Source organism: Ralstonia sp. R-29 (genome assembly GCF_049913345.1).
GTDB lineage: Bacteria > Pseudomonadota > Gammaproteobacteria > Burkholderiales > Burkholderiaceae > Ralstonia.
The window spans coordinates 1,943,020-1,964,100 of record NZ_CP184377.1; the positions used below are offsets into that span (position 1 = coordinate 1,943,020).

The window sequence follows — 21,081 nt, forward strand, 5'->3', positions numbered from 1 at the left end:
GCTCTGCGGCGCGCGTCAGGCTCATTTGTAGGAATCAAAACCGGTCAACACAAGTGGGATCACGCAGCCTTGGCCGCAGGCGCCGCCTCTGTGCCACCTGCGTCGGGCGCGCTGGCCCCTACCCGCGCCGGGTTGTTCGGGTGCTCAGTCCAGTTGGCGTAACCGCCCGCGTCTACACGCTCCATCGTGATGCACTGCTCGACCGGGCAAACATGCATGCATAAATTGCACCCGACGCATTCGGCGTCGATGACCTCGAAGTGGCGCTTGCCATCCTTCTCGCGCGTGATGGCCTGGTGCGAGGTGTCTTCGCAGGCGATATGGCACAGGCCGCATTGGATGCAGCGATCCTGATCGATGCGTGCCTTGATGTCGTACTTCAGGTTCAGGTATTTCCAGTCTGTCACATTGGGCACGGCGCGGCCGCGGATGTCGTCCAGCGTGGCGTAGCCCTTTTCATCCATCCAGTTGGACAAGCCGTCGGTCATGTCCTGCACGATGCGAAAACCGTAATGCATGGCCGCCGTGCACACCTGCACGCTACCGGCACCCAGCACGATGAACTCCGCCGCATCGCGCCAGTTGGAAATACCGCCGATACCGGAGATCGGCAGATTGGGCGTCTGCGTATCGCGGGCGATCTCGGCCACCATGTTCAGCGCGATCGGCTTGACCGCCGGGCCGCAATAACCGCCGTGCGTGCCCTTGCCGTCCACGGTCGGCATCGGCGCCATCTGGTCCAAATCCACCGCCACGATGGAGTTGATCGTGTTGATGAGCGACACGCCATCCGCCCCGCCCTTGTACGCCGCACGCGAGCCCAAACGGATGTCGGTGATATTGGGCGTGAGCTTCACCAGGCACGGCAGCTTGGTGGTCTCTTTCACCCAGCGGGTCACCATCTCCACGTACTCCGGCACCTGCCCGACCGCCGCACCCATGCCACGCTCGCTCATGCCGTGCGGGCAGCCGAAATTGAGCTCCACCGCATCGGCGCCGGTGTCTTCCACCATCGGCAGGATCCATTTCCAGTCGCTCTCGTTGCAGGGCACCATCAGCGAGACGATCAGCGCGCGGTCGGGCCAATCGCGCTTGACTTGCGCAATCTCGCGCAGGTTCACGTCCAGCGGCCGGTCGGTGATCAGCTCGATATTGTTCAGCCCCGCGATGCGCTGGCCGTTCCATTGCACCGCTCCGTAGCGCGAGCTGACGTTGACCACATGCGGGTCTAGCCCGAGCGTCTTCCACACCACGCCGCCCCACCCCGCCTCAAACGCGCGGTTGACGTTGTAGGCCTTGTCGGTGGGCGGCGCGGAAGCCAGCCAGAAGGGGTTCGGCGATTTGATTCCGGCAATCGTGCAGCGCAAGTCGGCCATGTTCGGCTCCGTGGAAAGTGGTGTTCGAGATCTGGCTCAGGCCGCCTTGGCGGTGAGGCTGGCCAGATAGGCGTCGATAGATGCGGCGGCGACCTTGCCGTCCTGCACGGCCTGTACCGTCAGGTCGATGCCGCCCGTGGCTGCGCAATCGCCACCGGCCCACACGTCAGGCAACGTGGTGCGCCCGTCCGCGCCCACGGCGATGCGGCTGCCGTCAACGGTGAGCAGTTCGCCATCCAGGCCAATCGGCACCAGCGTCTGGCCGATGGCCTTGAGCACCATGTCAGCATCGACCGTAAACCGTTCACCGGCTTCACCCGAGCGCTCGAACTCCACGCCAATCACCTGCCCGCCCTGCCCAATCAAGCGCACCGGCTTGGCGTGCGTGATGAGGGTGACGCCGTTCTTCTGCGCAAACTCGCGCTCAGCCCAGGTGGCAGTCATCGATTCGACACCGCGCCGGTAGACCATCGTCACCGTGGTCGCACCGAGCTTGCGGCTTTGAACGGCCGCATCCACGGCGGTGTTGCCACCGCCAATCACCACCACGCGTCGGCCGACCGGCACGGTTCCCAGCGATGCGGCTTGGCGCACCTGCTCAATGAAATCGACCGCGTTCATCACGCCCGACAGGTCTTCGCCTTCCAACGCCAGCGCGCGCACGCCACCCAGGCCCATCGCCAAGAACACGGCATCGTGCTGCTTGCGCAACGCATCGAGCGACATGTCGCCACCCAATACCACGCCGGTCTTCAGTTCAATGCCGCCGACCGACAACAGCCACGCCACCTCACGCTGCGCAAAATCGTCGACGGTCTTGTAGGCCGCAATGCCGTACTCATTCAGGCCGCCGGGCTTGGCATGCGCGTCGAACAGCGTGACGCGGTGCCCGGCCAGCGCCAGTCGATGCGCACACGCTAGCCCCGCCGGCCCGGCGCCGACGACGGCGACATGGTGGCCGGTTTCCGGCGCCCGCTTGAAGAGCGGCGCACCCTTGGCCATCGCCCAATCCGTGGCATGACGCTGCAGCGCGCCAATCGCCACCGGCTGCGAGTCCTGATCGTTGCGCACGCATGCGCCCTCACACAGGATCTCGGTCGGGCACACCCGCGCACACATCCCGCCGAGTGGGTTGGCGGAGAGGATGTCCACCGCCGCGCCCTTCAGGTTGCCGTTACCGATCTTGCGGATAAAGCTGGGGATGTCGATCTGGGTCGGGCATGCTTGCACGCACGGCGCGTCGTAGCAGTAGTGACAGCGGCTGGCCGCAGCTGCCGCGGCGGTTGGGTCGAGCAACGGGGCAATGTCGGCAAACTCGCACGACAACTGCTCCGGCGACAGGCGGTGCGCGGCAATATCGCCGGTTTCCTTGACAGCCATGGGTACTCCTTCTTCCGTGTGAGGACACAGCCGCGCCCGCCGGCCTCACATGGGCGAGGTCGGGACGGCTTTCGTTTTGAGGTGAAGCGACGACTACAGGATGCGTCTATGAAGCGGGCTCGCACGCGCGTGAGAGCATCGCGTGCAGCAGCACATTTGCGCCGGCCTCGATCCACTCAGGCGTGGCGTCTTCGATCTCGTTGTGGCTGATGCCGCCCACGCACGGCACGAACACCATCGACGTGGGCGCCACTTGCGCCAGATAGCACGCATCGTGGCCCGCACCGGACACCATGTTGCGGTGCGAATAACCAAAGCGCTCCGCCGCAGCCCGCACGGAGGCCACGCACGCGGCATCGAACTTGACGGGCTCGTAGTAGAAGATCTGTTCGAGCTGCGTTTCCAGCCCGATGCCCTCAGCGATCTTGGCGACACCCTCTCGCAACGCGGCGTCCATCTTCGCGAGCACCGCGTCATCCGGATGCCGGAAATCTACCGTGAAGAACACGCGCCCGGGAATCACGTTGCGCGAGTTGGGATGCACCTGCATCATGCCGACCGTCGCGCAGGCAAACGGTGCGTGGTCCAGCCCGATGCGGTTGACCAGATCGACCACGCGCGCGGCACCCAGCAGCGCATCGCGGCGACGCGGCATGGGTGTGGGGCCGGCATGGGCCTCCTGACCGGTCAGTGTGATCTCGTACCAGCGCTGGCCTTGCGCGTCCGTCACCACGCCGATGGTCTTCTGCTCAGCTTCCAGAATCGGCCCCTGCTCGATGTGCAACTCGAACGCGGCGTGCAGCTTGCGACCGCCGCATGGCACCTCGCCAGCGTAGCCGATGCGCTTGAGTTCTTCGCCGATGGTCTTGCCGTCCACGTCCTTGCGCGAGAGGCCGTATTCCAGCGTGAAGACACCCGCAAACACGCCCGAGGCCACCATCGCCGGAGCAAAGCGCGAGCCCTCTTCGTTGGTCCAGATCACCACTTCGATCGGGTGCTCGGTCTCGATGCCGTGGTCGTTCAGGCTACGGATCACCTCCAGCCCGCCGAGCACGCCATAGATGCCATCAAAGCGGCCGCCGGTCGGCTGTGAGTCCGCATGCGAACCCGTCATCACGGGTAGCGCGTCCGGATTGCGCCCGGCGCGTCGCATGAACACATTGCCCATCTGATCGACGGTGACCGAGCAACCGGCCTCCTTGGCCCAGCCGACGATGAGATCGCGCCCTTGCTTATCGAGATCGGTCAGCGCAAGCCGACATACGCCACCCTTGGGCGTCGCGCCGATCTTCGCCGCCGTCATCAGGCTTTCCCACAATCGCTTGCCGTTGACCTGGACCGACGTATCGAGCCGGGTCGTTTCCAACGCTTCGGGTGCTGCACTCATTGCGTGTCGCTCCTTTGGGGTCCGCCGTGTTGATCCGCCAACCACACTCATGCGGTGCAGCGGCAGCCGTGTTTTGGGGCATCTCCGCACGCGGGCGGTGCATGCGGATGGTGTTGTTTCGGACAGCGTTTTCGCGGCATTCCCCGCCAACCAAATCCTGTCCGAATGGACAGGTTGTAGACGAGGATTCCCGTCAAATCAATGTCTTTCGCAGACAGGCTTTTAAAGCGAGAAGCGTGCCATTGCGGCGCAACATGAAGAACGCGCCCGCGCTGTCGAGAGATGCCGTGCTGCCATCGCAGCGACTAGAATGAGGCGCAGCGCGGCATCCCCTGCGCAGACACGCCGCACGAGACCACCATGCGAGACGACCCAGCCGCAGCCGCACCCTCAGAGAACGCCGAAACCGCAGCGCCAATGCGGCGGCGCAAGGCGCATATCCGCGCCTCGAACGAAGCGCATCTGCTGGCCTGCGCCGAAGCTGTGTTTGCCGAGCGCGGGCTCGAAGGCGCGAGCACCGCCATGATTGCCGAGCGCGCCGGCCTGCCCAAGGCGAATCTGCACTACTACTTTCCGACCAAGCTGGCGCTATACAAGCGGGTGCTCGAAGACTTGTTTGAAGATTGGCACCGCGCGGCCAACTCGTTTGAAGACAGCGACGATCCAGCCGAGGCCATCAGTGGTTATGTGCGCGCAAAGATGGAGTTGTCACGCCGCCGGCCATTGGGCTCCAAGGTCTGGGCCAACGAGATCATCCACGGTGCGGAGCACATGCAGGACATCCTCGCCCAGCGCGTCAAACCGTGGTTCGACACGCGTGTGCAGGTCATCGACGCCTGGATCGCACGCGGGCAACTCGCGCCCATCGACGCAGAAACGCTGATGTACCTGATCTGGTCGACCACGCAGCACTACGCCGATTTCGAAGCGCAGATCCGCGCGCTCTCGGGCAAGCGCGCACTCACGCAAAAGGCCTTTGCCGAGCGCACAGAGGAGGTCGTGCAGCTTGTGCTGCGCGCGTGCGGTGTCGCGTCACCCGGCGTGCACGAGGGTGACCCGGGCGACTAGGGCAATCAATACGAGGCGCCAAAACAAACATGCCGTTCAGCGTGAACTGAACGGCATGTCGCTTGATGCCCGGTGGCCTTATGGCCGAGTGGCGATCAGAAATCGCGTCGCTGCACGCCCGCTTCTGTGCCCAGCAGCAGCACGTTGGCCCCACGCTTGGCAAACAGGCCCACAGTGACCACGCCAGGGATGTCGTTGACCACCGATTCCAGCCCCTTCGGATCAGCAATGCGCAACCCCACCACGTCGAGGATCACATTGCCGTTGTCGGTCTTGTAGATCTGACCTTCCTTGGTCATGCGCAGACGGGGCTGACCGCCGAGCGCGGCGAGTTGGCGCGCCACGGCGGCACGTGCCATCGGCACCACTTCCACCGGCAGCGGGAACACGCCCATCGTTTCAACCAACTTGCTGCCGTCGGCAATGCAGACGAACGTCTTGGCGACCGATGCGACGATTTTCTCGCGCGTAAGCGCACCGCCGCCGCCTTTGATCATCGCCCCGGAGGCGTCGATCTCATCGGCGCCGTCCACGTACACGGGAATTGCATCCACTTCGTTCAGATCCAGCACGGTAAAGCCATGGCCCTGCAGGCGTCGCGTCGATGCCTCCGAGCTGGACACCGCGCCGGCAAAGCGTGCCTTGTGCGGCGCCATCGCGTCGATGAACAGGTTGGCCGTCGAACCGGTGCCGACACCCAATACCGCGCCCTCGGGCACGTTGGCCAATACGTAATCTGCGGCGGCCTGCGCCACCAGTGCCTTCAGTTCATCTTGCGTCATCGCAAACACCCCAGGAAGCCGGTCGGAATCGGAAAACCCGGTAGTGTACCGGATCAATACGATGGCTCTCGGCCGGCTGGCGGAGCCAAACCCGCGGAGTACAATCGATTCATCCTTCCACCTCCAGCGCAACGCTGGAACGTACCACGGACTCGCTTCATGACTCAGCTCGATCAACTCAAGCAGTTCACCACCGTCGTCGCCGACACGGGCGACTTCCAGGCCATGCGCGCCTATGCGCCGCACGATGCCACCACCAACCCATCGCTGATCCTGAAGGCCGTGCAAAAGGCCGAGTACCGCCCGCTGCTGGAACAAGCCGTGCGCGACGCGCGTAGTGACAGCGTAGAAGACATCATCGACGCGGTGCTGGTGGCATTCGGTTGCGAGATCCTGTCGATCATCCCGGGCCGTGTGTCGACCGAAGTTGATGCGCGCCTGTCATTCGACACCGAGGCGACCGTCGCCAAAGCCAAGCACCTGATCGCGCTATACGAAGCGCGCGGCGTGGCGCGCGAGCGGGTGCTGATCAAGATTGCCTCCACGTGGGAAGGCATTCGCGCGGCGGACCAACTGCGCGCAGAAGGTATCCGCTGCAACATGACGCTGCTGTTCTCGCTGGCGCAGGCCGTGGCGTGTGCGGAAGCCGGCGTGCAGCTCATCTCGCCTTTCGTGGGCCGCATCTACGACTGGTACAAGAAAGACGCTGGCGCCAATTGGGACCCGGTCGCCCAAGGCGGTGCGAACGACCCGGGTGTGCAGTCCGTCCTGCGCATCTACAACTACTACAAGAAGTTCGACTACGCGACCGAGGTGATGGGCGCGAGCTTCCGCAATGTGTCGCAGATCGTCGAGCTGGCCGGCTGCGATCTGCTGACCATCAGCCCGGATTTGCTTGCCCAGTTGCAGCAATCCGACGCGCCGGTGGAGCGCAAGCTCTCGCCGGACAACGCGCATGCCGCCAACATCGTGCGTCTACCCGCTGATGAGAAATCGTTCCGCTGGCACATGAACGCCGATGCCATGGCAACGGAAAAGCTGGCCGAAGGCATCCGACTGTTTGCGGCGGACGCGGTCAAATTGGAAGCGTTGATTGAGCCGCTGCGCGCGGCCGCGTAAGAAGGAAGCCGTTACTCCAGCATGGCGGGCAAGCATTCGCCCGCCGGCTGGTGGATCACCAAGTCAGCCGTCGCATCGAGCGCGCTTGGCTGCGGATTGACCACGATGACCTTGGCGCCACCGTCTTTTGCGCGCCCCGGCAGACTGGCCGCCGGATACACAAGGCCGGACGTCCCCACCACCAGGCACACATCGCACGTGCTGGCCGCCTCTTCCGCGCGATAGGTGGCGACCAGCGGCAGTTGCTCGCCAAACCACACCACGCCAGGGCGCAGCATCGCGCCGCATGTCGCGCAACGCGGTGGCCGTCCCGGCTCCGCTGTAGCGACATCGCATTTACCGCAGCCGCCCAGCCATTTGTTGGCGAAGAGGTTGCCGTGCAGTTCGATCACGCCCTCACTGCCCGCGCGCTGATGCAGACCGTCAACGTTCTGCGTGACGAGCGTCACCGTCTTGCGCTTGGCCAAGGCGGCAATCGCAAGATGAGCGGGATTCGGCTGCGCTTCCAGCACGCGCTCGCGGCGCTCTTGGTACCAGTCCCACACCATGCGCGGGTGCTTGCGGTAGGCAGCCTCGGTGGCCATGTCTTCGGGCTTGAACTTCTCCCACAGGCCCGTGAGCGCATCACGGAACGTGGCCACGCCGGATTCTGCCGACACGCCCGCACCGGTCAGCACCATGATGCGGTCTGCAGATTCAACCCAGGCACGTGCCTGCGCCAACGCAGCCGCGTCAGGCACAGCCGTCGGTTCGGCAGGCATCACTTCTTGGCTGGTGCGGCCGCGCGTTGACGCACCGCCTCAAAGAGGCAAACGCCGCTGGCCACCGACACGTTCAGGCTTTCCACGCTACCTGCCATGGGAATGCTGACCAGCGCGTCACACGTCTCGCGCGTGAGGCGGCGCATGCCCTCGCCTTCGGCACCCATCACGATGGCGATCGGGCCCTTGAAGTCGGCTTGGTAGAGATCCTGCTCGGCTTCATCCGCCGTGCCGATCACCCACACGCCGCGCTCTTGCAACTCGCGCAGCGTGCGTGCCAGGTTGGTCACGGTGATGTACGGAACGGTCTCAGCAGCGCCGCTGGCCACCTTGGCCACCGTCGTGTTGATGCCGACGCTGCGATCCTTCGGTGCAATCACAGCATGTGCGCCGGCCGCATCGGCCACGCGCAGGCAGGCGCCCAGGTTATGCGGATCAGTCACGCCATCGAGCACCAGCAGCAGCGGCGTGCCTTCAATACCGTCGAGCAGCTCGTCGAGATTGAGCGCCAGCGACAGCGACTCTGCCTTGGCAACCACGCCCTGGTGGCGGTCGGTGCCGGCAATGCCGCGCAGGCGGTCGTTGTCAGCGGGGATCAGGCGTACGCCCGCTGCTTCCGCCGCTTTCAGGAAATCCTGCATGCGGCGGTCGCGGCGGTTGGCCTCGAAGTAGATTTCGTCGATCGACTTTGCGCTGTGGCGCAGTCGGGCGGTCACGGCATGGAAGCCGATGAGGAGCTTGGATTTAGACATGGCGCGATTGTACCTGTCTGCCCTCGCTCCCCGGCCGCCTTTCTACATTTCAGCGCCCCTTCGGCTTCCGCGTAGTTTTGCCGGCCGCCTTGCGCGGCGCGGCGGTTTTGGCGCCGCCCTTGGGCTTAGCTGCACGCGTAGGCTGCTTCTTGCGCGCCGGCTTGGGATGCACATGGCCAGGCGGCACCGCACGCGAGCCAGGCTCGAATACCGGCTGCTCTTCAAAAACGCGGTCCAGCGTCTCGTCGAACGACTCTTCCGGCTTGGCCGTTCCGCCCAGCAGCGCCGCCAATTGACGCGGCTTTTTGCGGCCAACCGGCGGTGCCGGTGTGGCGGCAGCCGGCTGGCGCGCAGCCGCAGCTTCCGGTGCACCGGTGACCTTGGCCGGACGCAACGCCTTCGTCGAGGGTTCCTGGATCAGGCGGAAATCCATCTTTCGCGCATCCAGGTCCACGCGCAGCAACTGCACGCGCACGCGGTCGGTCAAGCGGTAGCGAATGCCGGTGCGCTCACCGCGCAGTTCGTTGCGGGCTTCGTCGTACTGGAAGTAATCGCTGCCGAGCTCCGTCACATGCACGAGGCCTTCCACATACAACTCGTCGAGCTGCACGAAGATGCCGAACGAAGTGACCGCGCTGACCGTGCCCGAGAACTCGTTGCCGAGCTTGTCGCGCATGAAATAGCACTTGAGCCAGGCTTCGACATCGCGCGAAGCCTCATCGGCGCGGCGCTCGTTGGCCGAGCAATGCACACCCAGCTCATGCCAAATGGCCTCGGCCTTGGCCTTGTTGACGACCGCCGCCGGCACGCCCTTCTCGGCCTCGGCCTGCAAGCGACGCGCCTTGGGCGACAGCGCACTGTTCAACTGCACGCCCGGCGCCAGCACCGGCACATAGCGCGTGCGCTGCAGAATCGCCTTGATGGAGCGATGGACCAGCAAGTCCGGATAGCGGCGGATCGGGCTGGTGAAGTGCGCGTACGCCGGATACGCAAGCCCGAAGTGCCCGATGTTGTCCGGGCTATACACCGCTTGCTGCATCGAACGCAGCAGCATGGTCTGCAGCATCGGCGCGTCAGGCCGCGCGGCAATTTTTTCCATCACCTCCGCGTAGTCGGCAGCCTGGGGCTTGTCGCCACCACCCAGCGTCAGGCCGCTGGTCTTCAGGAAGGCGCGCAGGGCCTGCAGCTTTTCTTCCGTGGGGCCTGCATGCACGCGATACAGCGCCGAGTGCTTGTACTTCTCCAGCATCTCCGCAGCACAGACGTTGGCCGTTAGCATGCACTCCTCGATCAACCGGTGCGCGTCGTTGCGCGTGCGCGGCAGGATCTGCTCGATCTTGCCCTGCGCATTGCAGACGATGTACGTCTCAGTCGTATCGAAGTCGATTGCGCCACGCTCGCGGCGCGCCTTGAGCAGCGTCTGGTACAGCTCGTACAGGTCTTGCAGATGCGGCACCAGCGGCGCGCGCTTGGCTGCCTCCGGACCCTTCACGTTCGACAGGATCGCCCAGACCTCGTTGTAGGTCAGGCGCGCCTTCGAGTGCATAACTGCCGGATAGAACTGATACGCCTTGATCTCGCCCTTGGCCGTGATGACCGCGTCGCAGACCATGCAGAGGCGATCCACTTCCGGATTCAGCGAGCACAGGCCGTTGGACAGTTTCTCCGGCAGCATCGGAATCACGCGGCGCGGGAAGTACACCGAGGTCGCCCGATCAATCGCATCCGCATCCAGCGGATGCCCCGGCCGCACATAGTGCGAAACATCGGCAATCGCAACGATCAAACGCCAGCCCTTGCTGCGACCGATCTTGACCGGTTCGGCATAGACCGCATCGTCAAAGTCACGCGCATCTTCACCATCGATGGTGACCAGCGGCACGTCGCGCAAATCAATGCGCCCCGCCAGATCGACATCGCGAACCACGTCGGGCAGCGCCTCGGCTTCGCGCTGCGTCGGCTCGGAAAACTCGTGCGGCACACCGTATTTGCGCACGGCGATTTCGATCTCCATGCCGGGGTCGTCAATCTCACCCAGCACCTCGACCACGCGGCCGATCGGCTGCACGTAGCGGTCCGGATATTCCAGGATCTCCACGCTGACCACCTGGCCGACCTTGGCCTTGCCCTGCCCCTTCGGCGCGATCAGGATGTCGCGGCCAAGGCGCTTGTCCTCAGGTGCCACCACCAGCGTGCCGCTTTCCGACAGCAGCCGGCCGATGATGCGCTTATTGGCACGTTGCAGGATCTCGACGATCTGCCCTTCGGAGCGCCCACGTCGGTCGTAGCCAACGGCGCGCACCAGAGCGCGGTCGCCGTGCATGGCTTTCTGCATCTCGCGCTCGGGCAGGAAGATGTCCGGCTCGCCATCGTCCCGGACGAAGAAGCCGTAGCCATCGCGGTGGCCAATCACACGGCCTTCGATGAAATTGGGCTGATGCGCCAACTCGTAGCGCCCTTTGCGATTGAGTTCGATCTGACCATCCCGCTCCATGGCGGTCAGACGTTTGATAAAGCCGTCATGCTCCTTGCGCGTAACGGAAAGCGCCTTAGCGATGTCGGTGGCAGACAGCGGAGACCCCGATGTGCGCAGCACTCCGAGGATTTCCTCGCGGCTCGGGATCGGATAAGTCGGTTGATTCAATTTTTTCTTCTAGAGTGTTGACAGGTTCGCTGGAACCCGTAATAATTACAGCTTCGGTACACGCACACCTGCCCAGGTGGCGGAATTGGTAGACGCACTAGGTTCAGGTCCTAGCGGTGGCAACACTGTGGAGGTTCGAGTCCTCTCCTGGGCACCAGAGTTTAGAAACGGCGCAACGCAAGTTGCGCCGTTTTTCTTTTCCGCGATCGGATCTGTGTTGCTCAGTAACTGATGCGACATTCCGCGAAGGGCGACGTGCATTGTGTCTTGGCTATCGCGCCAGGGCGCAGCCAGATTCACCGGCCTCACCTGCCCCAAGCGCTGGGTGGGTTCGACGCCCGACACATCCATCAAGACGCGCCGCGCTTCGATCATCCGCGCACTCTGGCCGCAAAGCCAATCCGTACGCGGGTTTCGAGCCAATGTTGCAGCTCGTGTCGTGAGGTTACCGAAGTGGCACGCACGGCGCAAGCTGCACACGCCACTCCATCCATGCTTCGACGCAACCCGCCAACGAATCACACTGCCGGAGCGTCGCCGTTACCTGCCGTGCGCGCCTTGCCGCGCTTGATCCAGGCAGCAAGGTTGTGGGGGCGCAGTGTGTCGTATTCCTCGAACGGCTGGTGAATCCAAGGGTTGGTCGGCAAGAACTGCACAGCGTAGTCCGGCTTGATCTTCGAGCACGCCTTGTGCCACAGCACGGCCGTGCGCACGTCGGTCACAGCGGGATAGCGCTCCTTCAGGTGACGGCCCACGCGCTCCAGCGTGACACCCGAATCGACAAGATCATCCACCAGCAGCACGCGGCCCGACAGGTTGCCACGCGTCATGGTGATGTACTGCGCGATATCGAGGTCACCCTGCTGCGTGCCGGCCGCCTCGCGATAGCTGCTGGTCGCCAGAATGGCCAGCGGCAGGTCATAGATGCGCGAAAGCTGATCGCCCACGCGCAGGCCACCGCGCGCCAGGCACAGAATCTGATCGAACTTCCAGCCCGACTCGTGCACCACCAGCGCCAGACGCTCGATCAGGCCGTGATAGTCGTCCCAGGACACCCACAGATGCGAGTCGTCGTTGATCGGCTGGTTCATGGTGTTCCTCGTCTTGATCGTCAATGCGGCGCGAGTGCCGCTGTCATGTTCTATAAAGCAGCGCCCCAATACAAACTCGCCCGGTGAGTGACCGGGCGAATCGGGGCGATGCGCGTCAGTCCTTGTATGGATGACGCAGCAGAATGGTTTCGTCGCGGTCCGGGCCCGTCGAAATCATGGCGATGGGAATGCCTGCCACTTCTTCGACACGCTTCAGGTAAGCCTGGGCAGTCTCAGGCAACGCGTTCCACTCCTTCAAGCCGAAGGTGGAGGTGTTCCAGCCCGGGAACTCTTCGTAGATCGGCTGGCAACGCGCCACGGTGTCCGAGCCACGCGGCAGGATGTCGACTTCCTTGCCATCGAGCTTATAGCCAACGCACAGCTTGATCGTTTCCAACCCATCCAGCACGTCGAGCTTGGTGATGCAGAGGCCCGACACGCCGTTGATCTGAATCGCACGACGCAGCGCGGCGGCATCGAGCCAGCCCGTGCGGCGCGGACGGCCAGTCACCGAGCCAAACTCCTTGCCGACGTTGGCTAGGCGCACACCGGTCGGGTCTTGGCGTGCAGGGTTATCCGCGTCATACAGTTCGCTCGGGAACGGACCCGAGCCCACGCGCGTGCAGTACGCCTTGGTGATACCGAGGATGTAGTGCAGTTGACCCGGGCCCACGCCAGCACCGGCGGCGGCGTTGCCGGCCACGCAGTTGCTCGACGTGACGAACGGATAGGTGCCGTGGTCGATATCCAGCAGCGTGCCTTGCGCACCTTCGAACATCAGGTTCTTGCCGGCGGCGTTGGCAGCAAACAGCTCAGCCGACACGTCGGCCACCATCGGCTTGAGACGCTCGGCGTACGACAGCATCTCGTCCAGCGTCTGCTGGAAGTCCAGCGCCGGATGGTTCAGGTACTGCGTCAGGACAAAATTGTGGAAGTCCAGGTTCTCGCGCAGGCGCTCGGCAAAGTAGGCCGGATCGAACAGATCCTGCACGCGCAGCGCGCGACGAGCCACCTTGTCTTCGTACGCGGGGCCGATGCCGCGACCGGTCGTGCCGATCTTGGCGGCGCCGCGCTTGAGTTCGCGCGCCTTGTCGATGGCGATGTGGTACGGGAGGATCAGCGTGGTCGCTTCCGAGATGCGCAGGCGGTTTTGCACTTGCACGCCTGCAGCTTCCAGCTCGTCGATTTCCTTGAACAGCGCCTCGGGCGAGAGCACCACACCGTTGCCGATGTAGCACGTTGCGCCATCGCGCATGATGCCCGACGGAATCAGACGAAGGATCGTCTTCTTGCCGCCGATGATGAGGGTATGGCCTGCGTTATGTCCGCCCTGGAAACGAACCACGCCTTGCGCATGATCGGTCAGCCAATCGACGATTTTCCCTTTACCTTCGTCACCCCACTGGGTGCCGATGACGACGACGTTGCGTCCTTGGCTCACTGCTGGTGCGGACATGTTGAATTTGCAGATGGGTTAAAAACGTATTCTACCCTTGTTGCCAGGGTCTTCCCTGAAATTACCGGGTATTTACAGAACGTTATGCAACAGCCTCACGCAGAGGCGTTGCGGGGCTTGACGATCCAGCGGCCGCCCTCTTCCACGAGCTGGCGGTCGTAGGCGAACTCTTCCAGATCTTCCGGATGGCCCGGCAGGGACTGGATGACGATCTCGCCGGCAGCGCGCAAGGCGGCAATCGCCTCGCGCAACTTGGCATCGCCCGACCAGGGCGCATGGATGGCGGCGGAGCGCGCCTCCACCGGCGAAATGCCGGCCACTTCGCGCAAATCGAGCGAGAACCCAGTGGCAGGGCGAGCACGGCCAAAGGCCTCACCAACCTTGTCATACCGGCCACCGCGCGCCACGGCGTTGGGCACGCCGGCCACGTAGGCGGTGAACATCACGCCGCTGTGGTAGTGGTAACCGCGCAGATCGGCGAGATCAATATTGACGGTGGCACCGCCGGCGCGCTCGGCCAGCGTTGCCAAATCGTCCAGCGCACGGCCGATGGCGGGCAACGCAGGTAGTTCAGCACGTGCACGAGCCAGCACATCCACGCCGCCATACAGCGACGGCAGCAAGTTGAGCGCATCGCGCTGCGCTGCGGGCAGACCCGCGGTAATGGCGCGCAACGCCGGCACGTCCTTGGAGGCCAACGCGGTGAACAGCTCATCCTGCACGCTTGCCGCTACGGGCGATTGCTCGAGCAGCGCGGCGATCACGCCGACATGGCAAAGGTCCAGCCGCACATCGGCCAGGCCAGCGGCCGACAGCGCCGCCAGCATCAGGTCCTGAATTTCCAGATCGGCTTCCAGACCGGCATGGCCGTAGATTTCGGCGCCGATCTGCAGCGGCTCGCGCGTGACGTGGAAGCCGCTCGGACGCGTGTGCAATACCGAACCGGCGTAGCACAGGCGTGTCACGCCAGCGCGGTTCAGCAAGTGGGCGTCGATACGGGCGACCTGCGGCGTAATGTCAGCGCGCAGACCGATGGTCCGGCCGGACAGTTGATCGACGAGTTTGAAGGTCTTGAGATCGAGATCATGGCCGGTACCGGAAAGCAGCGACTCGATGTATTCCAGCATCGGCGGCATGACCAGTTCGTAGCCGTAGGTGCGGAACAGGTCGAGCATGCGGCGGCGCAGCTCTTCGATCTTGCGCGCCTCGGAGGGCAGCACATCGGCAATGGATTCAGGCAGCAGCCAGTTGGTCGGCATGGCGGTCTCGGTCAACAGTCTCGGTACGGCAGAATTTCAGCGAATTTGCGAATGGTGCAGGGAAAGCGGGTTGCGGCTCAGTGATGCAGCAAGCGCAGCAGGATCAGCCCTAGCGCCATCGACACCAACCCGATCACGCGTAGCTTTTCGTCGGGCAGCTCGGTCAGCATCTGGAAGGCACGCCGCCAGGCCTGCGGCGCGACGAACGGCAGAATGCCCTCAACTACGAGCACCAGCGCGCACGCGGCCAGCAAAACGGTGGGGAGTGACTCTTCCATGGGGTACGGGTGGCGAACGAACAAAACCCCGGCAAGCCGGGGTCTGTCCGCCTCAAATGATCAGCGACGCATTGTACTAGCGATGGCGCCCCGTTTGAGCAGCCGGCACTGCGGCTGCGCCGGCACCGTTCGGACTGCGCATGTATTTGAAGAAATCGCTGTTGGGCTGCAACACCATCACGTCCTTGCGATCGCGGAACGATGCACGATAGGCCTCCATGCTGCGCCAGAACGCGGCGAACTGCGGATCGCGGCCAAACGCATCGGCGTAGATGTCGGCGGCGCGGGCATCGCCCTCGCCCTTGATCTTTTGCGCATCGCGGTAGGCGTCGGCCAGCACAACTTCACGCTGACGATCGGCGTCGGCGCGGATCTTTTCGCCTTCAGCGGCGCCGGTCGAACGCAGCTCGTTGGCCACGCGCTTACGCTCGGCTTCCATGCGGCGATAGACCGATTCCGTCACGCTGGCCAGCAAGTCCACGCGCTTCAGACGCACGTCGATGATGTCCACGCCGACCGACTTACCGTACTCCTGCACCCCCTTGAGGATGCTCTGCATCACGGCTTCGCGATCGGTGGAGACCACGTCGGACACCGTGCGGCGCGCAAATTCATCGCGGGCGATGGCGTTGATCTTCTGCGTCATGCTGTCCTGCGCTAGGCGGTTGTCGCCCTTGAAGCTCACGTAGAACAGGCGCGGTTCGGCCACTCGCCACTTCACGAACCAATCGACCAGCAAGTTCTTCTTTTCGGCCGTGATGAAGCGGTCAGCGCCGGCCACATCGATGGTCTGCAGGCGCTTGTCCATGAACACGACGTTCTGCAGCGGCGGCGGTAGCTTGAAATGCAGCCCCGGCTCCTTGATGACCTGCTTGATCTCACCAAAGGCGAACACCACGGCGTATTGCCGCTGGTCCACCACAAACACCACCGACGAGAACACCGCCAGGGCGATGACCAGCGCCACGAGGGCAGAAATCAGACGATTCATATGCCCTCCTCTTAGCGGGAATCGCGGTCGCGGTTACGCAGCGCCTCGCGCGAACGCGAGTCGGCGTCACTCATCGACGACGGGTTAGAGGGCGTAGGCACGCCTTGCGCAGCACCACTGTCCTGCGGCGACGCGCCCGGTGCCGACGCGGGACGCGACGTATCGCCCTGCGTCTGCGCAATCAGCTTGTCGAGCGGCAGATACAGCAGACTGCCGTTGCTCTGATCGACCATCACCTTGGTTGCGTTGGCGTAGATGTCCTGCATGGTTTCCAGATAGATGCGATCGCGCGTGACTTGCGGCGCCTTCGCGTATTCGCGTTGCACCGAGCCAAAGCGCGCGGCATCGCCTTCTGCACGTGCCGTGACGCGGGCCTTGTAGCCTTGCGCCTCTTCCAGCAGACGCGCAGCCGTACCCTTGGCGCGCGGCACCACGTCGTTGGCGTAGGCCTGGCCTTCCGAGATAGCGCGCTCGCGGTCCTGGCCCGCCTTGGTCACATCGTCGAATGCCGCCTGCACCTGCTCGGGCGGCTGCACGCTCTGCACGTTCACACTCAGGATGCGGATGCCTGTCTTGTACGCCGAGAGAATGCGTTGAATCGACTCCGCCAGATTACGGCTGACGGCATCACGCCCTTCGTACAGCACCGAATCCATCTTGTTGCGGCCAACGATTTCGCGTACCGACGTTTCAGCAGCCTGCGTCACGAGCTCCTGGTCGCCGTCGCGGTCCGTGCGATTGAAGAACAGGTACTCGACCGGATCGGCAATGTTGTACTGCACCGAAAAGCGCACGTCGACAATGTTCTCGTCCTGCGTGAGCATCGACGAGTCCTTGAGGTTCGTATCCTTGATCTGCGTGGTGCGGCCGATCTCGAGCGTACGCACGCCCGACAGGTTGACGATCTCGTGCGACTCAATCGGATACGGCAGACGCCAATTGATACCCGGCGTCGCCAGGTACTTGAAGCGACCGAACTGCAGGATCACGCCAGTCTGGCCTTCTTGCACGATGAAGAAGCCGCTGGCCGCCCACAGGCCGACCAGCACAGCGAGCAACACGCCGACACCAAGGCCGGAACCGCCGCGGCCACCGCTCGGGCGCAGCGGGGACGGACCACCATTGCCGCCGTTACCGCTGTCCTTGCGGCCGAACAGGTTGTTCAGTCGGCGGTTGAAGTCGCGCCACAGTTCATCCAGATCGGGCGGTCCTTCCTGGGGCGGTTTGCTCTGGCGTTTCGGCTCGTCTTTGTCCTGGCGCTCGGCGTTGGCGCTGTCACTGTCCTTGTCGCCTCGACCCCAACGCGGATCATTCAGAGAAAGCAGCACGCGCAGGCGGTGCCACAAACCTCGCACCGGCGTGGGCTGCGAGGCCATGGAAGATGACTGAGTCGAAATCTCGGGCATGAGCGATCGGGCTGGGTCCTAGTCTGACTGCTAAAGAGGTAACGGGGGATTCTATCAGTCCTGCTCGTCACGTTCGGCTGAAGCGCCGTCGTTCAGCAAGTTTTGCGACAGTTCGTCACGGGGTGCGGACAGCGCATCGCGCCGCGTGTCAAAGCGGGGGTCGAATTCCCCGCCGTTCGACGCCGGATTTTCGCGCAGGCGGATGGCGGTTTCGACCAAGGCCTCGCGCAGCAAATCCAGCCCGGTTCCGTCGATGGCGGAAACAAATACGCGCCGCACCGCGCCGTTTTCGTCGCGCTCGATACGCGGGCCCTGGGCGCGCAGTTCCTCGGCCGCATCGATTTTGTTCATCACCAGAATCTGCGGAATACCGCTGGCGTCGATTTCATCGAGCACGCGATCGACCTGCTCCATCTGCTCATGCTTGACGGTGCTGGCGGCGTCGACCACGTGCAACAGCACGTCGGCGTGCACGGTTTCTTCCAGCGTGGCGCGGAAGGCAGCCACGAGCTGCGTGGGCAAGTCGCGGATAAAACCGACCGTGTCGGACAACACCACGTTGCCCAAGCCCTCCAGATACAACCGGCGGGACGTCGTATCCAGCGTGGCGAACAGCTGATTGGCCGCGTACGTGCGCGCCTTGGTCAGCGCGTTGAACAACGTCGACTTGCCGGCGTTGGTATAGCCGACCAGCGAGACGGAGAACGCATCGTTACGCGCACGTGCGCGGCGTTGCGTGTCGTGCTGACGCTGCAGCTTGTCCAACTCGGACGACAGACGCTTGGCGCGCTCGTCCAGCATGCGGCGGTCCAGTTCGAGCTGGCGCTCGCCAGGGCCGCCACGCAGGCCAACCCCGCCCTTCTGGCGCTCCAAGTGGCTCCACGCCCGCACCAGACGCGCCGACTGGTAGCGCACGCGCGCCAGTTCCACCTGCACCTTACCGACGTGGCTTTGCGCACGCTGACCGAAGATATCGAGGATCAGGCCCGTCCGGTCCACCACGGGGCGGCCGAAAAAGCGTTCAAGGTTACGTTGCTGGGCAGGGCTCAGCGCGTGATTGAAGATGACGATTTCCGCGTCTTCTTCGTCTGCGGCGATCCGCACCTCTTCCGCCTTGCCGGCACCGATGAACAGCGCCGCATCGGGCCTGGAACGCTTGCCGGTCACGGCGCGTACGGGCTCCGAGCCAGCCGTGGAGGCCAGCAGTGCCAGTTCGCTCAGACTTTCCTGAAAATCATGTTTGCCGAAATCCACGGCGACCAGGATGGCGCGCGTCGGCTCCGAATTGGAGGTGGGATGGGATGCCAAGCGGGGAAATGAGAGGGAGGAAATGAGAGGGAGAAATCGAGGGTGGAAGCGTCCCGCCGCGCGGACGGCGGCGGGAGCGAGGCAGATCAGGCGTCGGACGCTTCGTCCACGCGGAAATTCACGGCACGGGCCGGCACCACGGTGGAGATGGCGTGCTTGTACACCATCTGCGTGACGGTGTTGCGCAGGAGCACGACGTATTGGTCGAACGACTCGATATTGCCTTGCAGCTTGATACCGTTGACGAGATAGATCGACACCGGCACATGCTCCTTACGCAGCGCATTCAGAAACGGGTCTTGTAGCAATTGCCCTTTGTTGCTCATGGCACACTCCAGATTTATAGGTTTAGTGATGGGTTATGGGGCTCGGAAGCCCGGGTTCAAGCAGGCGACGCAAAAAAAGTTCGTCAAAAGAGTCGGCCAGATGGGTCTAAACGACGCCAATGGCGCCGAGTCTACAGATACCCAGCGCCATGTCTCGAGAATTTAGCCTTAGAAATCGGGGAAAGCAAACGGAAAACCCGTCACTCCGCCATATGAAATGACAGCCCCGATGGGTGATCCCCCGTTCGATTGCCCCGCGTCACACGCTCCCACTGTCGAACACCGCCGCCTCGATGCTCAATCCTTCGATTCGGCGTACGGATTTTTGTTCGTACGAAATTCGATCCGCAGCGGGGTGCCCTTGAGTTGAAAGGCTTCGCGGAAGCGCCCTTCCAGAAAGCGGCGATACGTTTCGGGAATACTCGACAGCGCATTGCCGTGAATCACCACGATCGGTGGGTTGGAACCCCCTTGGTGCGCATACCGCAGCTTCGGGCGCGACACGCCTGCCCGGCGCGGCTGTTGGAACTCGACCGCCTCCATCAGCACCCGCGTGAGCTTGGGCGTCGGCAACTTGACCATGGCGGCGGCATACGCCGCATCCACGGACTTCAGGAGCGCACCGATACCGGTTTTTTCCTTGGCCGAGATGTAGTGCACGTTAGCGAACGACAGGAACTGCAGCTTGCGCTCCAGATCGTGCTTGATGCGATCGCGTGCGTGGCCCGTCAGGCCATCCCACTTGTTCACGCCGATCACCAGTGCACGGCCCGATTCCACGATAAACCCGGCGATATGCGCGTCCTGGTCAGAAATATCCTGCTGCGCATCCAACAACAGCACGACCACGTTGGCATCGGCAATCGACTGCAGCGTCTTGACCACCGAGAACTTCTCGATCGCCTCGAATACCTTGCCGCGCTTGCGCAGGCCGGCCGTATCGATGAGCGTGTACGGCTTGCCGTTGCGCTCGAAATCCACATAGATAGCGTCGCGTGTGGTGCCGGGCATGTCGAAAGCGATCACGCGCTCTTCACCAATCAGCGCGTTCACCAGCGTCGACTTGCCCACGTTCGGGCGGCCGACGATGGCGATGCGCGTGCCATGGTCGTGCGCATCGGCTGCCTCGGCAAGCTCCGGGCGCTCAGCAAAGGCCAGGTCCAGTGCTTCCGCCACCAGATCATTGACCCCATCACCATGTGCCGCCGAGATGGCAGCGGGGTCGCCCAGGCCGAGCTCGTAGAAATCGCTGGCAACGGCGGTGTACCGCATGCCCTCAGCCTTGTTGACGGCGAGGAGGATGCGGCGCCCTGTCTTGCGCAGGTAGTCGGCGATCACACGGTCCTGCGGCGCCAGCCCCAAGCGACCATCGACGATGAAAATGACCACGTCGGCTTCGACCACGGCCTGCCGCGTCTGCTTGGCCATCTCCGCGACGATACCTTCCTTGGCGACGGGCTCGAAGCCGCCGGTATCGATGGCGATGAACGGACGATCGCCGACGCGGCCTTCGCCGTAGTGACGATCGCGCGTCAGGCCGGGGATGTCCGCGACCAACGCGTCACGCGAGCGCGTCAGACGGTTGAACAAGGTCGATTTGCCGACATTCGGCCGCCCAACGAGGGCAATGACTGGTTTCATGCTTGTGTACCGCACGCGAATAGCGTCACGGCAAATTCCGGTTGTTGCAACTGCAG

At 63.5% G+C, this 21,081-nt stretch carries 18 protein-coding genes and 1 tRNA gene; 3 read left to right on the forward strand and 16 right to left on the reverse strand.

The window, feature by feature from the left end; translation table 11 throughout:
• Positions 1–59: 59 nt before the first annotated feature.
• From preA to ACN9M1_RS09080, 3 genes are all read right to left on the reverse strand, one after another.
• Positions 60–1,376, reverse strand: a complete 1,317-nt coding sequence (gene preA / locus ACN9M1_RS09070) for an NAD-dependent dihydropyrimidine dehydrogenase subunit PreA (protein ID WP_426393720.1) — start codon at positions 1,374–1,376, stop codon at positions 60–62.
• 36 nt (positions 1,377–1,412) lie between these two features.
• Positions 1,413–2,756, reverse strand: a complete 1,344-nt coding sequence (locus ACN9M1_RS09075; RefSeq protein WP_426393722.1) for an NAD(P)-dependent oxidoreductase — start codon at positions 2,754–2,756, stop codon at positions 1,413–1,415.
• A 106-nt stretch (positions 2,757–2,862) separates the two neighbouring features.
• Positions 2,863–4,143: a Zn-dependent hydrolase gene (locus ACN9M1_RS09080; protein WP_426393724.1), complete on the reverse strand. Its 1,281-nt coding sequence runs from the start codon at positions 4,141–4,143 to the stop codon at positions 2,863–2,865.
• 360 nt (positions 4,144–4,503) lie between these two features.
• Here ACN9M1_RS09080 and ACN9M1_RS09085 point away from each other — a divergent pair, with 360 nt between their 5' ends.
• On the forward strand, positions 4,504–5,211 hold the full coding sequence (locus ACN9M1_RS09085) for a TetR/AcrR family transcriptional regulator (RefSeq protein WP_426393725.1): 708 nt from the start codon (positions 4,504–4,506) through the stop codon (positions 5,209–5,211).
• 95 nt (positions 5,212–5,306) lie between these two features.
• On the opposite strand, the gene rpiA is transcribed toward ACN9M1_RS09085, so the two are convergent.
• Positions 5,307–5,993, reverse strand: coding sequence for a ribose-5-phosphate isomerase RpiA (rpiA, locus tag ACN9M1_RS09090; protein ID WP_021194207.1), 687 nt, complete (start codon positions 5,991–5,993; stop codon positions 5,307–5,309).
• Between the two features lie 159 nt (positions 5,994–6,152).
• Here rpiA and tal point away from each other — a divergent pair, with 159 nt between their 5' ends.
• Positions 6,153–7,112, forward strand: coding sequence for a transaldolase (gene tal, locus ACN9M1_RS09095; protein WP_426393727.1), 960 nt, complete (start codon positions 6,153–6,155; stop codon positions 7,110–7,112).
• An 11-nt stretch (positions 7,113–7,123) separates the two neighbouring features.
• Here tal and ACN9M1_RS09100 read toward each other — a convergent pair whose 3' ends face one another.
• From ACN9M1_RS09100 to rnr, 3 genes are read right to left on the reverse strand one after another with little or no spacing between them, the layout of a single operon-like run.
• A complete protein-coding gene (locus ACN9M1_RS09100) occupies positions 7,124–7,873 on the reverse strand; it encodes an SIR2 family NAD-dependent protein deacylase (protein WP_426393729.1) in 750 nt (249 codons plus the stop codon).
• Entirely contained in the window at positions 7,873–8,625 is a 753-nt protein-coding gene (rlmB, locus tag ACN9M1_RS09105; protein ID WP_426393731.1) for a 23S rRNA (guanosine(2251)-2'-O)-methyltransferase RlmB, read from the reverse strand. The genes ACN9M1_RS09100 and rlmB overlap by 1 nt, the downstream gene beginning before the upstream one ends.
• Before the next feature lie 49 nt (positions 8,626–8,674).
• Positions 8,675–11,269, reverse strand: coding sequence for a ribonuclease R (gene rnr / locus ACN9M1_RS09110; RefSeq protein ID WP_426393733.1), 2,595 nt, complete (start codon positions 11,267–11,269; stop codon positions 8,675–8,677).
• Between the two features lie 70 nt (positions 11,270–11,339).
• On the opposite strand from rnr, the gene ACN9M1_RS09115 reads away from it, so the two are divergent.
• A tRNA-Leu gene (locus ACN9M1_RS09115) sits at positions 11,340–11,426 on the forward strand.
• 361 nt (positions 11,427–11,787) lie between these two features.
• On the opposite strand, the gene ACN9M1_RS09120 is transcribed toward ACN9M1_RS09115, so the two are convergent.
• The 9 genes from ACN9M1_RS09120 to der form a co-directional block, all read right to left on the reverse strand.
• Positions 11,788–12,360, reverse strand: a complete 573-nt coding sequence (locus tag ACN9M1_RS09120; RefSeq protein WP_426393735.1) for a phosphoribosyltransferase — start codon at positions 12,358–12,360, stop codon at positions 11,788–11,790.
• Positions 12,361–12,475: 115 nt separating this feature from the next.
• Complete coding sequence (locus ACN9M1_RS09125) at positions 12,476–13,816, reverse strand: adenylosuccinate synthase (RefSeq protein ID WP_426393736.1); 1,341 nt, start codon at positions 13,814–13,816, stop codon at positions 12,476–12,478.
• Positions 13,817–13,911: 95 nt separating this feature from the next.
• Positions 13,912–15,075, reverse strand: a complete 1,164-nt coding sequence (locus ACN9M1_RS09130; RefSeq protein ID WP_426393738.1) for an ATP phosphoribosyltransferase regulatory subunit — start codon at positions 15,073–15,075, stop codon at positions 13,912–13,914.
• A 77-nt stretch (positions 15,076–15,152) separates the two neighbouring features.
• Positions 15,153–15,353: a DUF2065 domain-containing protein gene (locus ACN9M1_RS09135; protein WP_426393739.1), complete on the reverse strand. Its 201-nt coding sequence runs from the start codon at positions 15,351–15,353 to the stop codon at positions 15,153–15,155.
• A 76-nt stretch (positions 15,354–15,429) separates the two neighbouring features.
• A complete protein-coding gene (gene hflC / locus ACN9M1_RS09140; protein WP_426393741.1) occupies positions 15,430–16,344 on the reverse strand; it encodes a protease modulator HflC in 915 nt (304 codons plus the stop codon).
• A gap of 11 nt (positions 16,345–16,355) precedes the next feature.
• On the reverse strand, positions 16,356–17,750 hold the full coding sequence (gene hflK / locus ACN9M1_RS09145) for an FtsH protease activity modulator HflK (RefSeq protein WP_426393743.1): 1,395 nt from the start codon (positions 17,748–17,750) through the stop codon (positions 16,356–16,358).
• 54 nt (positions 17,751–17,804) lie between these two features.
• Positions 17,805–19,058, reverse strand: a complete 1,254-nt coding sequence (hflX, locus tag ACN9M1_RS09150) for a GTPase HflX (protein WP_426393745.1) — start codon at positions 19,056–19,058, stop codon at positions 17,805–17,807.
• 86 nt (positions 19,059–19,144) lie between these two features.
• Positions 19,145–19,384, reverse strand: coding sequence for an RNA chaperone Hfq (gene hfq / locus ACN9M1_RS09155; protein WP_003263868.1), 240 nt, complete (start codon positions 19,382–19,384; stop codon positions 19,145–19,147).
• Between the two features lie 297 nt (positions 19,385–19,681).
• Positions 19,682–21,025, reverse strand: a complete 1,344-nt coding sequence (gene der / locus ACN9M1_RS09160; RefSeq protein ID WP_426393747.1) for a ribosome biogenesis GTPase Der — start codon at positions 21,023–21,025, stop codon at positions 19,682–19,684.
• Positions 21,026–21,081 lie beyond the last annotated feature (56 nt).

What these genes read in the sequence shown, in the direction of transcription:
- ACN9M1_RS09075 (WP_426393722.1), bottom strand. Translation starts at nt 2,756, where the DNA reads ATGGCTGTCAAGGAAACCGGCGATATTGCCGCGCACCGCCTGTCGCCG.
- der (WP_426393747.1), bottom strand. Translation starts at nt 21,025, where the DNA reads ATGAAACCAGTCATTGCCCTCGTTGGGCGGCCGAATGTCGGCAAATCG.
- tal (WP_426393727.1), top strand. Translation starts at nt 6,153, where the DNA reads ATGACTCAGCTCGATCAACTCAAGCAGTTCACCACCGTCGTCGCCGAC.
- ACN9M1_RS09085 (WP_426393725.1), top strand. Translation starts at nt 4,504, where the DNA reads ATGCGAGACGACCCAGCCGCAGCCGCACCCTCAGAGAACGCCGAAACC.
- ACN9M1_RS09125 (WP_426393736.1), bottom strand. Translation starts at nt 13,816, where the DNA reads ATGTCCGCACCAGCAGTGAGCCAAGGACGCAACGTCGTCGTCATCGGC.
- hfq (WP_003263868.1), bottom strand. Translation starts at nt 19,384, where the DNA reads ATGAGCAACAAAGGGCAATTGCTACAAGACCCGTTTCTGAATGCGCTG.
- ACN9M1_RS09135 (WP_426393739.1), bottom strand. Translation starts at nt 15,353, where the DNA reads ATGGAAGAGTCACTCCCCACCGTTTTGCTGGCCGCGTGCGCGCTGGTG.
- rpiA (WP_021194207.1), bottom strand. Translation starts at nt 5,993, where the DNA reads ATGACGCAAGATGAACTGAAGGCACTGGTGGCGCAGGCCGCCGCAGAT.
- ACN9M1_RS09120 (WP_426393735.1), bottom strand. Translation starts at nt 12,360, where the DNA reads ATGAACCAGCCGATCAACGACGACTCGCATCTGTGGGTGTCCTGGGAC.
- hflC (WP_426393741.1), bottom strand. Translation starts at nt 16,344, where the DNA reads ATGAATCGTCTGATTTCTGCCCTCGTGGCGCTGGTCATCGCCCTGGCG.
- ACN9M1_RS09080 (WP_426393724.1), bottom strand. Translation starts at nt 4,143, where the DNA reads ATGAGTGCAGCACCCGAAGCGTTGGAAACGACCCGGCTCGATACGTCG.
- rlmB (WP_426393731.1), bottom strand. Translation starts at nt 8,625, where the DNA reads ATGTCTAAATCCAAGCTCCTCATCGGCTTCCATGCCGTGACCGCCCGA.
- preA (WP_426393720.1), bottom strand. Translation starts at nt 1,376, where the DNA reads ATGGCCGACTTGCGCTGCACGATTGCCGGAATCAAATCGCCGAACCCC.
- ACN9M1_RS09130 (WP_426393738.1), bottom strand. Translation starts at nt 15,075, where the DNA reads ATGCCGACCAACTGGCTGCTGCCTGAATCCATTGCCGATGTGCTGCCC.
- ACN9M1_RS09100 (WP_426393729.1), bottom strand. Translation starts at nt 7,873, where the DNA reads ATGCCTGCCGAACCGACGGCTGTGCCTGACGCGGCTGCGTTGGCGCAG.
- hflK (WP_426393743.1), bottom strand. Translation starts at nt 17,750, where the DNA reads ATGCCCGAGATTTCGACTCAGTCATCTTCCATGGCCTCGCAGCCCACG.